This is a genomic window from Actinokineospora baliensis, from assembly GCF_016907695.1.
Taxonomy (GTDB): domain Bacteria; phylum Actinomycetota; class Actinomycetes; order Mycobacteriales; family Pseudonocardiaceae; genus Actinokineospora; species Actinokineospora baliensis.
On the sequence record NZ_JAFBCK010000001.1, the window covers coordinates 5,426,978 to 5,441,706 of the forward strand.

Sequence of the window (14,729 nt, forward strand, 5' to 3'; positions counted from 1 at the left end):
GCCAGTCGGACGATTTGTCCGATCCGGTCGGTGGTGGGTGCTCCCCCTGAGCGCGGCCGGGAAGCGGAAAGCTTAGGGTGCACCGTGCGGTTCAACTTCCTCCCAACGGACACGGCCTTCTACGACCTCTTCGCGAAGTCGGCCGACAACCTCGTCGAAGGGGCGCGGTTGCTCGCCGGGCTGCTCGAGCCCGGCAGCGACCGGGCCGAGGCCGCGGACCGGGTGAGAGCGGTCGAGCACCAGTGCGACGAGGTGACGCACGAGACGGTGCGCAGGCTGAACTCGACGTTCATCACGCCGTTCGACCGCGAGGACATCTACCGGCTGGCCGGGGCCCTCGACGACGTGATGGACGACATGGAGGCGGCCGCGGACTACGTCCACCTCTACCGGATCGAGGAGCTCCCGCCGGGGGTGCCCGAGCAGATCGAGCTGCTGGGGAAGGCGGCCGAGCTCACCGCGGCCGCCATGCCCCGGCTGCGGGAGATGCGCGGCCTCGACGAGTACTGGATCGAGGTCAACCGGCTGGAGAACCTCGGCGACGGCGTCTACCGCAAGAGCCTGGCGGCGCTGTTCTCCGGTGCCTACGACGCGCTGACGGTGATGCGCCTGCGCGACGTCGTGGAGCAGCTGGAGGCGGCGATCGACTCGTTCGAGAAGGTCGCCAACATCGTCGAGCAAATCGCCGTCAAGGAATCGTGACGTGGAGTTCGCACTGGTCATCGCGGTCGTGGTGATCGCACTGGCCTTCGACTACACCAACGGGTTCCACGACGCGGCCAACGCCATCGCGACGTCGATCTCCACCCGCGCGCTGACCCCCAAGGCCGCGCTGCTGCTGGCCGCGGTGATGAACCTGGTCGGCGCGCTGGTGTCGGAGGGCGTGGCGGGCACCATCGGCAGCGGCATCATCTCCCCACCCGGGGACTCCCAGGGGCTGGTGGTGGTGCTGGCCGGGCTCATCGGGGCGATCACCTGGAACCTGATCACCTGGTGGCGCGGCCTGCCCTCGTCGTCGTCGCACGCCCTGATCGGCGGGCTCATCGGCGCCGGGATCGCCGGGGCGGTGAGCGTGCACTGGACGGTGATCGTCGGCAAGGTGCTCATCCCGATGGTGCTGTCCCCCCTGATCGGGTTCTGCCTCGCCTACGCGGTGATGGTCGGCATCGCGTGGCTGTTCCGGCGCGGGTCGCCGAGCCGGGTCAATCGCGGCTTCCGCGCGGGTCAGCGCCTGTCGGCCGCCGCGCTTGCGTTCGGCCACGGCCTACAGGACGCGCAGAAGACCATGGGGGTCATCGTGCTGGCGTTGGCGACGGCGGGTCTGCACAGTGGGCACGACGTGCCGTTGTGGGTCAAGCTCGCCGCTGCTGGGGCCATCGCGTTGGGCACGTACGCGGGCGGGTGGCGCATTATGCGGACGCTCGGTAGGCGCGTCATCAAACTCGACCCAGCGCGTGGGGTCGCTGCGGATGTAACCGCCTCCAGCGTCCTTTACGTCATGGCGATCGGCCTGCACGCACCTGTTTCGACTACGCACACGATTAGTTCCGCGATCATGGGGGCGGGGGCTACTCGGGGGCTTTCGGCTGTTCGTTGGGGGGTGGCTCGGACGATCGTGTCGGCGTGGGTGTTGACGATTCCGATGTCGGCGCTGGTGGCGGGGGTGACGTATACGGTGCTGTCGCTGGTTCTTGTGTGATTGCCGGCTCGCCTTCGGCATTGCATCGGATCGGTCGGCTCGCCTTCGGCATTGCGCTGGATCCGGGGTGGTGCGGTGTGCTCGATGGGGCGAACTTGTTTTGCGCGGGGCCCCTGCACCAGCCGTGGCAGGACCGCAAAGCTGGGGCCGAAAAGCATGGCCCTGTCCGCGCAGAACGCTACAACTGCCGCTCCCCCACGCAAAACAAGTCCGCCCCATCGAGCATCTGGCACCGAAGAGTCCGAGTGTCCAGTGGTCGGCAACGCTGTCGGAGTCGGGTGGTTGGGCTGGCGGGGCTGGCTCGGGGGGCTGGGTGGGCTGGCTCGGGGGGTTGCCCTGGCACCTGAGGTCCGAGTGTCCAGTGGTGGGGTTGGTGGGCTGGCTCGGGGGGCTGAACGTGACTGCTCAGCGGGCGTTGAGGGCGAGGTCGTCGAGGACTATGGAGGAGGTGTTCTTGTAGTCGCCCCAGCCGGTGAACCAGAAGAGGACGGGTTGGCCTGCGTAGCGGGACAGGTCGAGGGTGTACTGGCGGTAGCCGGTGCCCATGGTGTTGCCCTTGAGGAGCAGCACGGGCTCGTCGTTGAGCAGGAGGCGCAGGGCGTCGTTGTCGTCGGTGACGCCTTGGTGGGGGACGAACTTGGCCCAGAAGGTCTGGGTGGTCCAGGCGCACTCGCGGGGGATCTCGACCCGTTGGCTGACGATGGTTCCGCCCGCTGACGTGGTCGCGAGGGCTGCGGCCCAGGTGCCGGTGCGCGGGGCCATCGCGCCGGTGTGCTTGTTGATGTTGTCGGTGTTCTCCCACCAGCTGGTGCCGCCGGATTCGAAGCCGGGGTTGGTGAACTTCTGGCCGCCGGACGGGCAGGTCCAGTCCGGGGGGACGACGGTGATCTCGAAGCTGGTCGGTGTGGTGCGGTTGGCCGCGTCCTTGGCCGACACGGTCACCGTCGCGTTGACCAGGGTTTGGGTTGGTGTGCCGGAGATGAGGCCGGTGGCGGGGTTGATGGTGACGCCCGTAGGCAGGCCCGTGGCGGACCAGGTGTACGGGGCGGTGCCGCCCTTGGCGGTCATCTGGATGGTCATGGGCGTGCCAGTGCGTTGCGCCTTGAAGCCGGGGTTGGAGACGATCGGGTACTCAGGACGGCTGCCCGTGCCGACGACCAGCAGTCGGTTCGGTGATCCGGTGCCCGCGTTGGGGATGGCGTTGGGTGTCGCGTCCAGCGCCAGGTGCGCGGAGATCTGCGCGGGCGTCGTGGCCGGGTCCACGGCGAGCAGCAGCGCGGCGGCGCCCGCGACGTGCGGGGAGGCCATGGAGGTTCCGCTGAGCGAGTTGCTGGAACTGCTCCAGGCGTTCCAGGCGGACGTGATCTGCGAGCCGGGGGCGAACAGGTCCACGCAGGTGCCGTGGTTGGAGAAGCCGGAACGGGTGTCGTCGGACTCGGTCGCGCCGACGGTGATCGCCTCGGGCACCCGGGCCGGTGACTTGTCGCAGGCGCTGGCGCCCTCGTTGCCCGCCGACACCACGGTGGTGACCCCGTCGGCGACGAGCCTGCTGATGGCCGCGTCGAGCACGGCGTCCGGGGACCCGCCGAGGCTCAGGTTGGCGACGGCGGGACCGGTGGTGTGGTGCGCGATCACCCAGTCGATGCCCGCGACCACGGACGCGACCGTCCCGAAGCCGTCGCACTTGAGCACCTTGACCCCGACCAGCTTCACCGCCTTGGCGACGCCGTAGCCGGTGCCGCCGATGGTCCCCGCCACGTGGGTGCCGTGGCCGTGGCAGTCGGCGTCCTGACCGTCTCCGGAGGTGTTGGCACCCCAGCTCGCCCGGCCGCCGAAGTCGCTGTGCGCGGTGTAGATCCCGGTGTCGATCACGTACGCGGTGACGTTCGCGGCCGTGGTGGTGTAGCTGTACGCGCTGTCGAGCCGCCGGGCCAGCTGGTCGACCCGGTCCAAGCCCCACGACGGCGGGTTCGACTGCGTTGTCGTCGTGCGGACCTGCCGATTCGGCTGCACCACCACGACAGCGGGATCGGCCGCCAGCCGCCGCGCGTCCCGGGCGGTCATGGTCGCGGCGAACCCGGACAGGGCGTACCGGAAGCGGTTCCCCACCTTGCCGTCGTACTTGTCGGCCAGCGTGGGCACGTCGGCGTTGGGGTCCTTGAGAACAACGAGGTAGCTGCTCGTGTTCGAGGCCTCGGCGATTGCCGGGGTGCTTGGCACGAGCACAGCGGCGAGCAACAGCGCGAACAACCTGACCACGTGACCTCCCGGGTCGCAGTCAGCCGCAGACTAGGGATCACGGAGGCGCGGTCCAGGCGGGTTCGGGTGATCTTCACCTGGTTGCCGCACAGGGGCCGGTGGGCGGCCGGACCTAGGCTGCTGCCATGGATTTGGCGCGGCTGAGCGATGACATCGAGGTGGTGTCGGACGGGTATGCGCGTGCGCACGGATTCACCAGGGACGACACCTGGTTCCTCCTCAAGCTCCAGGAGGAGGTCGGCGAGTTGACGCAGGCGTTCTTGATGCGGAGTGGCCAGGCCAGGGCCAAGGGCCACTCCAGGCGGGAACTGGAGGACAGGTTCGGCGCCGAGTTGGCCGATGTGTTGTGCCACGTGGTGCTGATGGCGCGGCACCACGGGGTCGACCTGGCGGAGCAGGTGGACCGGAAGTGGCTCGTGTGGCATCCCGACCGGGTGGCCGGGGGCGTTGACGACGCCACCGGCCACCCGGAGTCGGCGGATCAGGCGCTGTAGCCGCGGCCCGCGATCCAGTGGGCCAGCAGGTAGGTCTCCATCTTGTACTGGACGCCCTGGGCGGGGTCGAAGATGACGGAGACGTTGCCGCCCTGCTCGTAGCCGACGACGGTCAGGTAGTGGCCGCCGCTGTAGGAGTGGTAGCCGCCGTTGGTGTCGTAGGCGTAGCCGACGACGTTGGCGACGATCGGGAAGGCGTTGTTGATGTTGAGCCGGACATCGGCGATCAGCAGGTCGATCTGCCACTGGGCGGCGTAGGTGCCGCCGATGTACTTGGACTCGTACCAGCCGCCCACGTAGTTGCGCAGGACGCCGGTGACCAGACCGATGTGGTCGGTCCCGTTGACCGTCGTACCCAGGCTGGCGCCGAGCGAGCTCTGCGTGGGCACGTTGATCAGCCGGACCGACAGGGCGGCGCGGGTGGCGGCCGGGCCGCAGTAGTAGCCGTTGATCTGCTGCTGGCCGCTGTAGTTGAGGTACTTGCTCGAGCAGACGCCGTCCGGGCAGCCCGCCGCGGTCGCGGCGGCCGTCGCGGCCGAGGCGGAGGGCAGGGCGCTGAGCGAGACGCCCAGTGCCATCGCCACCACCAGAGCCACCTTCATGATCACCGATCTCATCGGGGTTCCTCCTGCTAGCGGAAAACTGACGGGCGTCAGCCTGGCCGCGGCGCCACCCCCGCCGCGACGCGCTGAAGCTGCCGCTTAAACCCCCTGGTAGATCGGTTCAGAAGGCGGCAGGATCGTTGCCGTGCACCGGCTCATCCTCAGCTCCGCCGACGTCGCCCGGGTCCGCCTGCTCCCGTCGCCGACGCCGGTGGCCGAGACGCTGTTCAGCCTCAACGCGCTGCGCGGCGGGGTGGACGGGGCGCACCTGGAGCCGTGGCGCGACCGGGTCCGGGTCGGGTTGGGACCGTGGTCGCGGATGCTCGCGGCGATCTCCCCGCGCGGGCCGCACTTCCTGGACCTGGTGGCGCTCATGGGCGCCGAGGTCGACGACGACGCCCTGCTCGCCAGCCCCCGGGCGCTAGTGCGGGCCGAACTCGACTGGTTCGCCCGCTGGTCGGGTCGGATGCCGTCGGTGCTGCGCGGCCTCGACGACGACCTGGCCGTCCGCCGCGACCTGCTTGCCGCCCTGCGCGCCTACCACCACCTGGCCATCCGCCCCGAGTGGGCGGCGGTGCAGGACACCTTCACCCTCGACCGCGCCGCCCGCGCCCGCGACCTCGCCGACGGCGGCGTCGACCGGCTCCTGGCGGGCCTGCACCCGCTGATCCGCTGGACCGGCTCCATCCTCGACGTCGGCTGCCCCTTCGAGGCCGAAACCACCCTCGACGGCCAAGGCCTGGACATCGTCCCGTCCTACTTCCAGCGCTCCCCCACCCTCCTGCAGAACGGCGACCGGATGCTGCTGATCTACCCCGCCGCCCGCACCGAACGCCCCCAGCCCCCCGCGGGCCTGGCCAAGCTGCTCGGCACCACCCGCGCCATCGTCCTCACCGCCATCGCCGAAGGCATCGCCACCACCACGACCCTCGCCCACCACGCAGGCACCTCGGCGGCCGCCATCAGCCAGCACACCGCGATCCTGCGCGAAGCAGGCCTGATCACCACCAGCCGCCACCACGGCACCGCCTGCCACACCCCCACCGCCACGGCCACCGCCCTGCTCACCCGAGCGAGCAAGCAGGCCCCAAACCCCCGACCCTGACCCGAATCGGTCGAGCCAACCCCGCCAGCCCGCCCCACCGAGCCAACCCCGCTAGCCGGCCATCGCTCCCGGAAGCCGCTGCCCCTAACTGCTCGATGGGGCGGACTTGTTTTGCGCGGGGCCCCTGCGCCAGCCGTGGCAGGACCGCAAAGCTGGGGCCGAAAAGCATGGCCCTGTCCGCGCACAACGCTACGACTGCCGCCACCCCACGCAAAACAAGTCCGCCCCATCGAGCCGCCGCACCCAGCCCCCCGAGCCAGCCCACCCAACCCAGCCCACCGAGCCAACCCCGCCAGCCCAACCACCCGATTCCGACCACCGACCCAACCCCGCCAGCCCAACCACCCGATTCCGACCACCGACCCAGCCACTGGACACTCGGAAGCCGCTGGTGCCACCTCAGCCACCGCCTTCCGCCCGCCCCGGCCGCATTGCCAACCACTGGACACTCGGAAGTCGCTGGTGCCATCTGCTCGATGGGGTGGACCTGTTTTGCGTGGGGGGACGGCAGCCGTAGCGTCGCCTCGCTGCAGGGCCATGCTTTTCGGCCCCTGCTTTGCGGTCCTGCCACGGCTGTCGTAGGGGCCCCACGCAAAACAGGTCCACCACATCGAGCCCGCACTCAAATCGCGGATCCACGCCGATGCCGCAGGCGAGGCGACGATCCGCTGCAATGCCGAAGGCGAGCCGAAGACCCTCCTCTCCACAAGCGACAGTCCCTCTAGGACTCGCTACCCACAGGCGCGAGCGCTTCGACCGGCGTCCACGCATCGTGGAGCCCAAAGGCTTGAGGGCCGAACACAGCGAGCGCCTCCGGGGAGCGCATGATCGACGGAGTCGACATGGCGAAGATCTTGACTCGGTGGCCGTAGTGCAGGGACTCGGTGGTGATGGGGGTCGCGGTTTGGGCGTCCAGCACGGAGATCAGGTCGGGGACGATGGCCAGTACGCGACCGTTGTGGTGGGCGACCAGGTGTTCGTTCTGGAAGGTCAGTACCACCTCCACACTCCCGTCGAACGAGCTCACGGTGGCCGTGCCGCGGACGAAGCCGTCGGTGCTCTGGCGTTCGATGTCGATGACCTTGCCCTCCAGCAGGACCCGGCCGTAGCCGTAGATCGACTGCTCACAGGCCGCGCCCAGCGCCTCGAACGGGTCCCGGTGCTGTTCCCTGGCCTCGCGGATGCACCGGCCGAGGGCCAGTGCCAGGCTCATCGTGCCGGGGATGGCGGTGCGCTTCACCTCGGCGCCGGTCATCGGGTACTCGGCGATGTAGGAGACGCCGCCCATGCGGATGGTGACGCCGCGGGCGAGCCATTCCATCTGCTTGTTGTCGGCGCCCGTGTCGATGACGGTGGTGTGGCCGTTGGAGTCGCAGATGGCGATCGGCGAACCCGACACCCCGTACACGCCGAAGGTCTCCATCTGCAGTTCCGGGAAGGCCCGGCCCATCCCGTCGCCGTCGATGATCGGGATGCCCGCTCGGGCGGCGACCAGCAGGGGGATCATGGAGTTGAGCCCGCCGCACTCCATCGGGATGATCGCGTCGGCCCTGCGCCCCAGGCGGTTCTCCAGCGTGCGCAGGGCGGTGACGGGTTCGTCGCCGGAGGGGATCTTCTCGACGACGACCGTGGGCGCTCCCATGAAGGCGCTGGCCACCACAAGATCCTCATCGGCGATCTCGTCCGGGGCGAGCAACGTGATGGTCTTGCCGCGGCGCAGTTCCTCGCTGACCAGGAGCAGGCCGATGTAGGGGTCTCCGCCGCCGCCCGTGCCGAGCAGCGCCGCGCCCCGCGCGAGGTCGGGCAGGTCGGTGAGCGTGATGTCAGTGGGCACTTCGGTCTCCTTGGTCGTCCCCGAACACGAGGTCTCCAACGGCTTTGACGCGGATGCGGGTGACATTGCCCGGCAGGTAGGCCAGGGGAACCTCCTCGACCTCGACGATCTGGACGGTCTGGGGGCGGGCGCCCGCGGCGACGGCCCGGTCGACCGCCTCCTGCTTCGCGGCGTCCAGAACCGCTTCTCGCGTACCGACGGCGACCGCGAACATCCGGTCGACCTCTCCCCCGACCTGGGCGATCGCCGCACCGATGGCGTTCGCGACGCCGGAGTGCTCTGGCCGGTGGACCTTCCCGGACCCGTCGAGCACCTCGGGGACCAGGATATTCCCGCCGCCCACAGCCACCACCGGCAGCGGAATCGAGCTGGTGCGCATGCGGTCGACTGCGGCGGCGATTTCCCGTGACATGTGATCGAGCACGGCGTTGACGAGCGACCGGTCGAGGTGGGCGACCAGGCCGGGGTCGCCGATCTCCGCGATCCCGGCGGCTACGGCGATGTCCGTAGCGGTGAGGGTGTCGCCGCCGAAGACCAGCCCCTCGCGGCGGATGCGATAGCCGACGCTGTCCGGGCCGACACCCGCACCGCGCACCCGGCTACCGCCGCCGATCCCGATGGACAGGACGTCGGGCATGCGGAAGTTGGTGCGGATCCCGCTCACGCTGACCTCGGTCGTGGCCTCCCGGGGGAAGCCGTTCTGCAGAATGCCGATGTCGCTGGTGGTTCCGCCGACGTCGATCACCGCGCAGTCACCGAGCCCGGACAGGAAAGCCGCGCCGCGCATGGAGTTCGTCGGTCCGGACGCGAAGGTGGCGACCGGGTAGCGCCTGGCGAAGTCCACGTCCATCAGCGTTCCGTCGTTCTGGCTCAGGAACAGCGGAGCGCGGATCCCCGCGTCGGTCAGCGCACCGGAGAGCCCGTCGCAGATGTGACCGGCGAGCTCGCGCAGGCAGGCGTTGATGACGGTCGCGTTCTCCCGTTCGAGCAACCCCATGCGGCCCAGCTCGTGCGACAGGCTCACCGCGACACCGGGGATGTGCTGGGACAGGATGTCGCCGACCTCGACCTCCAGCTCCGGGTTGGCCGGTGAGTACACAGAGGACACAGCGACGCTGCGGATCCCCTTGAGGGCTATGTCGTCGGCGACCCGCTTGATCTCGTCGCGGTCGAGGTGGCTGATCAGCCTGCCGTCGTACTCGTTGCCGCCGTGGCAGAGGTAGCCCTCGCCCCTGATCGCCGCCACCAGGTGCTCGGGCCAGCCGACCAGCGGCGGGAGGGCCCGGGTGGCGGGCAGGCCGAGGCGCAGGGCAGCCGTTGGCGCCAGCCGGTTCGCCTCGACGATCGCGTTGATGAAGTGCGTCGTGCCGATCATCACCGCCCGCACGTCCAGCGGGTCGAACGGCGACGCCGCCCGGAGTTCGGCGATGGCCGTGACGATGCCCGAGGTCACGTCGGGTGTGGTCGAGGTCTTCACCTCGGCCAGCACCCGGCGGGCGTCCATGAGCACGGCATCGGTGTTGGTGCCGCCGACGTCGATCCCGATTCGCATGGCAGTCCCCCGGTTCAGGCGTGCTGGTCGTCGACGAGGCGTGCCGGTTCGGTCCGCGATATCCCCAGTGGCCGCACCAGTCCCAGTTTCCCGGCGACGAGGTACAGCAGGAACGACGCGACGAGCGCGTTGATCGAGGCGATCCCGAACTCCACGTAGTACCCGACGGCCCAGGACAGGCCCCAGACGACCAGGGTGGTGGGCACCCAGGTGGGACAGCTGGCGGGTAAGGCGTCGCCGGACTCGTCGAGGTCTTTGCGCCACAGGCGGACGAAGAAGTACTCCGCGATGATGATCCCGGCCAGCGGCGGGAAGGCCACGCCGAGCACGATCAGGAAGTCGGTGAAGCTCTCCAGGATGCCCGCGGCGGCCAGGACGCTGCCGATCGCGCCGACGGTCAGCGTGACCAGCCCGCGGTGCAGCGTCACCCCGAAGACGGTCTTGCCGAAGTTGACCACGCCGAGCGAGGCGGAGTACAGGTTCCAGTCGTTGATCTTGACCGTGCTCGCCACGATGATCAGGGTGCCGAGCAGGCCCGCGCTCGAGGTGACGATGCCGATGATGTCGCTGGTGCCCACCGCGTGCGCGAGCAGCACCCCGACCAGCGCGATCACGTACTCGCCGACCGTCACCCCGACGAAGGTCTGCTTGACGACGTCCCCGGTGGAGCGGTTGAACCGGGTCATGTCCGGGGTCATCACCATGCCGACGATGAAGCCGCCCGCGACCAGTGTCGTGCCCGCGGCCAAGCTGATCTGCGGGCCGGGAGCGGGCGAGCTGACCAGGTCGGACAGTGCGTGCTTGGACAGTTCGGTGTAGATCGCGTAGCCCGCGAGCAGCAGGAACGCCGGGACCGTGATGTAGGCCGTCCACGCCATCGAGCCGAAGCCCCACACCACGATGCCGGTGACCGCCATGCCGAACACCAGCGCCCAGCCCCAGGTCGGCAGGACGCCGATCAACTCGGTGAGGCCGCGCGCGGAGATGGCGCTCTGCACGCCGAACCAGCCGATCAGGCTCAGCGCCACGGCCAGCCCGACCAGGCTCGACCCGTAGCGGCCGAAACCGGTCCACCTGGTCAGCACCGAGGTGGACAGGCCCTCGCGCTGACCGGCGATGCCGGTGAAGATCGCGACGACCTCCAGGATCACCGAGCCGAGGGTGATGGCCAGCACGGCCTGCCAGAACGACATCCCGAAGCCCAGCGTGGCCCCGATCAGGAACTGCGACAGGCAGGAGAGCTGACCGAAGCGCTGGACGCAGACCGACCACCACGAGTAGCGGGCCTTGGCGGGCACGCGCTCCAGTGCGTAGTCGTCGTGCCCGACTCCACGGGTGGCTGACATGGCTGACCTCCTCAACTCCGGGTCAGCCTGTGATGCGGCTCACCGAGGGCCCGAGACTAAGCCTCACCCGCCGCGCGACGCAGTGTGCACTGTGTCCGGTCCGATGGGACTGAGGAGTGCGAAGTGACCTCCTCGCTGCTAGCGTCACCACGACCATGTGGACGATCGACCGCGAGACGCTGCCCGCCCTCGAACTGGGCGCGGCCTTGCTGGGGTCCGGCGGCGGGGGCCAGACCACGCTGTTCCGGGTGCTCGCCGAGCGCGCGGTGCACGAGCACGGGCCGGTCACCGTGATCGACCCCGACGAGGCCCCGGACGACGTGACGGTGATCCACATCGGACTGGTCGGGGCGATCACCGCGTTCGCCGAGAAGCCGATGGGCGGTGGGGAGTTCACCCGGGCGTTCACCAGCCTCGTCCAGGCGGACGCGGGACCACACCTGGTCGCCGGGTACGAGGGGGCCGGGGCGAACGCCTTTGCCGGGATCCTCGTGGCGGCCGAAACCGGGACGCCGTTGCTCGACGTCAGCGGGATGGGGCGGGCACTGCCGCGGCTCGACCAGACGACCTACGCCGCGGCCGGGTTGAGCATGTCCCCGTTCGCGCTCCTCGACACCAGCGGGACCGTCGTCCGCATCGACACCGGCACCCCGGCGGAGGCCGAACGCCTGCTCCGGGCGAACACCGCGCTCCTCGGTGGGTGGGCGAGTTTCGCGGGCTACCGGCTTCCCATCGCCCATGTGCGCGACCACGGCGTCGCGGGCACGCTGCGGGCGGCGACCGATCTCGGTACCGCGCTGCTGGGCACGTCCGCGGCGATGCCGCTGGGGGCGCGGCACCTCGCGTCGGGTCGCGTGCTCGAGGTCGAGTGGCGGCACGGACCGTCGTTCGGCGCGGGCAGCCTGACGCTGCGCGCCGACGACGACCAGCGCGTGCTCAGGGTCGAGATGCAGAGCGAGTTCCTCGTGGTCATCGACGACGGCGTGCCGGTGGCGACCACGCCGGACATCATCTGCCTGCTCGACCAACGGTCATCGCGCCCGATCCAGGCCGAACGCGCCTCGGTCGGCAGCGAGGTCCACGTCCTGGCGCTGGCGGCACCTGCCCGGTGGCTCGAAGGCGACGCGCTCCCGCTGGTGAACCCGCGCGCGTTCGGCTACTCACTCGACTACGTGGGGCTGTAGATGGCCAGACCGTCCGTGCGTGACCTCCTCGCCGAAGAACCGCTCAAGTCCGCGACGGTGGTCGGGGGGTCGGCCAACCTCGACGCCGTTCCGTCGGAGGTGCTCGCGCACACCCCGGGGCGAACCGTCGATGTGCCGCGCGGGGCCGTCGTGGTCACCGGCGCGCTCGACGGGTACGAGCTCGAACTGCTCCTGCGCCGGGTGCACGACCGCGGAGCGAGCCTCGTCGTCACGGCGGTCGACCAGCCGCGTCGGCTCCTCTCCTCGACGAAGGTCTTGGCCGAGCGCCTGGCCCTGCCGTTGGCGCTGGTGGCGGCGGACCCGCTGGAGACGGCACGCAGGCTCTGGGTTCGGGTCCACCAGCCCGCGGCCGAGCACGGGCTCGTGTTGGCGCGGCTGGCTCGTCGGCTCCAGGGCGTAGGCGACGCTCGGAGCATCGTGAAGCTGCTGGACAGCGAACTCGGTGTGCGCAGCGCCCTGGTCGGCGCCGAGCACGTCGTCCTCGCGGGAACCGAACCCACCCGCCCGCTGCACCTCGACACCCGCACGAGGACCTGGCGTGACGGCGACGGCTTCACGTGCCTGGTCCCGATCAAGGTCGGTGACCGGGAACCGCCGCGGCTGTGGTTGGTCGCGGAGACCGGCGCGATCGGCGACGACACCGCGGTCAAGATCGAGAGCGGGCTGGACCTGGCGGCCTGTTCGGTCACCGCGTGGGCGGCGACCGAGCGGCTGCTGTCCGAGCGCGACGCGACGTTCCAGTCGACCGTCCTGGCGGAGCTGCTCAGCTCCGGGCCGCCGATCCCCCGGCGCGTCCTCGGCAGGGCGGTCGCGGCGGGGTGGCGGCTGGAGGGGTGGCACACCGGGGTGCACCTGCTGCTGGTCGGCGGTTCGACCCCCGAGGACGTGCGGTCGAGGACCCGCGACGTGCGAGACGCCCTGGCCGCCGAGAGCCTCACCGGCCCCCTGGTCGAACGCGGCGACGGCTGGTCGTCATGGATCACCGACAGCACCGAGGCCACACCGCAGCGCCGCCGCGACCTGGTCCGCACGCTCACCGCGCTCCTGCCGCTCGTCCCCGAGTCAACCCTGGTGGCCGGGGTCGGCCGCCCGCTGCTCGGCGCCCCCGGCCTGGTCGAAACCCTCGTCGAAGCCCAAGAACTCAGCCGGTTCGCAGGCTCCGCCCGAGGCCGCCAACTAGTCGTCTTCGCTGACGAAGCAGGCGTCCGCCGCCTCCTAGCCGCCGCCACCTCCGACGACGTCCGCGCCCGCTCCCAACGCCTCCTCGGCGCCCTGCTGTCCCCCGCCAACGCCGACCTCGCCAGGACCCTCGAGACCTACCTGGACCTCGAATCCTCCGCCACCTCCACAGCCGCCCGCCTCGGCATCCACCGCAACACCGTGGTGAAGCGGCTGAGCCGGATCGAGGAGCTGCTGGGGGCCAACCTCTCGGACCCCGAAGTCCGCCTGGCCCTGCACCTGGCCTGCCGGGCCAAGTAGACCCAGCCGCAGTGCGTTTTGCGGCAACGAACCGAGTAACACCGCCGCTGAGGTGCCGAGGCCACAGGGCTCAAGGCTTATGTACGTCCTGGTTCGCAACCACATGTCTGATGACTTCGACTGACACGCGCAGCTTCCTCCCGTCAAGACCGACCAGGCGCAGCTCGGCTTCGATTCTTGCCGGTCCAAAACTCTTCTCTCGGGACAGTCGGATGATCTCGCGAAGCACGTCCTCCTCAGGCAGACGCACTCTATCGATCCCCGCGGCCGGACGGTCCTCTGGACGGATCGGCGCCGACGGGTGGCTGCCGTTGTCATCGTCGTATACCACTGGCCCCCTTTCATCGCCGTACACCGAACGGCACAGGGAAGGCTAGGAAACAGCCCACACGCAGGTCCATGTCCGAGCACGGCAGAGACATGACGCGATGCGGCGTGTCCACGACCAACTACGACACCTGTCGACAGGAGCGGGGGATGATCTTCCACAAGGTTCGGGAAACGGAAGCACTCGCGTAGCACGGGACGCTCCGCACTTCGACGAAGGGGCCACCCGCACCGGTGATGATCCGCATCGCAGTCGTGGACCCCCTGCCTCTGTTCCAGCAGGGGGTCAGCGCGGTCCTGACGGCTGCGGGGCATGTTGTGGAAGCACCGGTCGACATCGTGACGTGGGCAGTGAAGGCCCCTTCCGCGGTCATCCTGTTGACCGTGCGGTTGGAGCAGGACTGGGACCTGTTGGCCGAGCTCCGGCGCATGGCAGCCGCACACGCCGTGGTCGCGGTCGTGGAGAGGCCGTCGAGCGCGACCGGCGTGCGGGCTGTCCGCGCGGGCGCCAGGTCGGTGCTGTTCCGCGACGCACCCGCCGAAGCGCTCCGCCACACGGTCGAGGCCACGATCAGCGGCCAAGCGGTGCTACCTCCGCAAGTCGTCACCGCGCTCGCGACCGCCGACGGCCAGGACACCGTCACTCCAGAGCAACTGACGTGGCTGCGCCAGCTGGCAACCGGGAGGACCGTCACCGAGGTCGCCGGGCACGCGGGCTACTCGGAGCGGGCGATGTATCGGCTGCTCAACGGCCTCTACCGGCACATGGGAGTGGGCTCCAGACTGGAAGCGATCATACGAGCGCGCGACGCTGGCTGGTTGTGACC

Annotated in this window: 12 protein-coding genes; 7 read left to right on the top strand and 5 right to left on the bottom strand. The window is 69.9% G+C overall.

Annotation, left to right across the window (positions count from 1 at the left end; translation table 11 throughout):
- Positions 1-84: 84 nt before the first annotated feature.
- The gene (locus JOD54_RS24595; protein ID WP_204453549.1) at positions 85-702 is read left to right on the top strand and encodes a DUF47 domain-containing protein; all 618 of its coding nucleotides are present in this window, start codon (positions 85-87) and stop codon (positions 700-702) included.
- Position 703: 1 nt separating this feature from the next.
- A complete protein-coding gene (locus JOD54_RS24600; RefSeq protein ID WP_204453550.1) occupies positions 704-1,699 on the top strand; it encodes an inorganic phosphate transporter in 996 nt (331 codons plus the stop codon).
- Positions 1,700-2,104: 405 nt separating this feature from the next.
- Here the strand turns inward: JOD54_RS24600 and JOD54_RS24605 are convergent, their stop codons facing one another.
- A complete protein-coding gene (locus JOD54_RS24605) occupies positions 2,105-3,958 on the bottom strand; it encodes a S8 family serine peptidase (RefSeq protein WP_204453551.1) in 1,854 nt (617 codons plus the stop codon).
- A 125-nt stretch (positions 3,959-4,083) separates the two neighbouring features.
- Between JOD54_RS24605 and JOD54_RS24610 the strand changes: the two genes are divergently transcribed.
- Entirely contained in the window at positions 4,084-4,452 is a 369-nt protein-coding gene (locus JOD54_RS24610; RefSeq protein WP_204453552.1) for a nucleoside triphosphate pyrophosphohydrolase family protein, read from the top strand.
- Here JOD54_RS24610 and JOD54_RS24615 read toward each other — a convergent pair.
- Positions 4,440-5,069: a C39 family peptidase gene (locus JOD54_RS24615; RefSeq protein WP_204453553.1), complete on the bottom strand. Its 630-nt coding sequence runs from the start codon at positions 5,067-5,069 to the stop codon at positions 4,440-4,442. The two genes, JOD54_RS24610 and JOD54_RS24615, sit on opposite strands and share 13 nt — an antisense overlap.
- Positions 5,070-5,199: 130 nt before the next feature.
- On the opposite strand from JOD54_RS24615, the gene JOD54_RS35750 reads away from it, so the two are divergent.
- Positions 5,200-6,159, top strand: a complete 960-nt coding sequence (locus tag JOD54_RS35750) for an ArsR/SmtB family transcription factor (RefSeq protein WP_204453554.1) — start codon at positions 5,200-5,202, stop codon at positions 6,157-6,159.
- A gap of 721 nt (positions 6,160-6,880) precedes the next feature.
- On the opposite strand, the gene JOD54_RS24625 is transcribed toward JOD54_RS35750, so the two are convergent.
- The 3 genes from JOD54_RS24625 to JOD54_RS24635 are packed head-to-tail and all read right to left on the bottom strand — an operon-like array spanning position 6,881 to position 10,891.
- Positions 6,881-7,993, bottom strand: a complete 1,113-nt coding sequence (locus JOD54_RS24625; RefSeq protein ID WP_307860252.1) for an S-methyl thiohydantoin desulfurase family protein — start codon at positions 7,991-7,993, stop codon at positions 6,881-6,883.
- Positions 7,983-9,545 carry a hydantoinase/oxoprolinase N-terminal domain-containing protein gene (locus JOD54_RS24630; RefSeq protein ID WP_204453557.1) on the bottom strand — a complete coding sequence of 521 codons (1,563 nt, stop codon included), beginning with the start codon at positions 9,543-9,545 and terminating at the stop codon, positions 7,983-7,985. The genes JOD54_RS24625 and JOD54_RS24630 overlap by 11 nt, the downstream gene beginning before the upstream one ends.
- Positions 9,546-9,559: 14 nt before the next feature.
- Complete coding sequence (locus JOD54_RS24635; protein ID WP_204453558.1) at positions 9,560-10,891, bottom strand: purine-cytosine permease family protein; 1,332 nt, start codon at positions 10,889-10,891, stop codon at positions 9,560-9,562.
- A gap of 155 nt (positions 10,892-11,046) precedes the next feature.
- Between JOD54_RS24635 and JOD54_RS24640 the strand changes: the two genes are divergently transcribed.
- The 3 genes from JOD54_RS24640 to JOD54_RS24650 all read left to right on the top strand — a co-directional run bounded on the left by JOD54_RS24640 (position 11,047) and on the right by JOD54_RS24650 (position 14,727).
- A complete protein-coding gene (locus JOD54_RS24640; protein WP_204453559.1) occupies positions 11,047-12,075 on the top strand; it encodes an S-methyl thiohydantoin desulfurase family protein in 1,029 nt (342 codons plus the stop codon).
- Positions 12,076-13,575, top strand: coding sequence for a PucR family transcriptional regulator (locus JOD54_RS24645; protein WP_204453560.1), 1,500 nt, complete (start codon positions 12,076-12,078; stop codon positions 13,573-13,575).
- Between the two features lie 564 nt (positions 13,576-14,139).
- Positions 14,140-14,727, top strand: a complete 588-nt coding sequence (locus JOD54_RS24650; RefSeq protein ID WP_204453562.1) for a helix-turn-helix domain-containing protein — start codon at positions 14,140-14,142, stop codon at positions 14,725-14,727.
- Positions 14,728-14,729: the final 2 nt, after the last annotated feature.

Excerpts from the sequence above, each read along its gene's own strand:
- JOD54_RS24615 (WP_204453553.1), bottom strand. The coding sequence starts at position 5,069 with ATGAGATCGGTGATCATGAAGGTGGCTCTGGTGGTGGCGATGGCACTG.
- JOD54_RS24630 (WP_204453557.1), bottom strand. The coding sequence starts at position 9,545 with ATGCGAATCGGGATCGACGTCGGCGGCACCAACACCGATGCCGTGCTC.
- JOD54_RS24635 (WP_204453558.1), bottom strand. The coding sequence starts at position 10,891 with ATGTCAGCCACCCGTGGAGTCGGGCACGACGACTACGCACTGGAGCGC.
- JOD54_RS24650 (WP_204453562.1), top strand. The coding sequence starts at position 14,140 with ATGATCCGCATCGCAGTCGTGGACCCCCTGCCTCTGTTCCAGCAGGGG.
- JOD54_RS24640 (WP_204453559.1), top strand. The coding sequence starts at position 11,047 with ATGTGGACGATCGACCGCGAGACGCTGCCCGCCCTCGAACTGGGCGCG.
- JOD54_RS24610 (WP_204453552.1), top strand. The coding sequence starts at position 4,084 with ATGGATTTGGCGCGGCTGAGCGATGACATCGAGGTGGTGTCGGACGGG.
- JOD54_RS24645 (WP_204453560.1), top strand. The coding sequence starts at position 12,076 with ATGGCCAGACCGTCCGTGCGTGACCTCCTCGCCGAAGAACCGCTCAAG.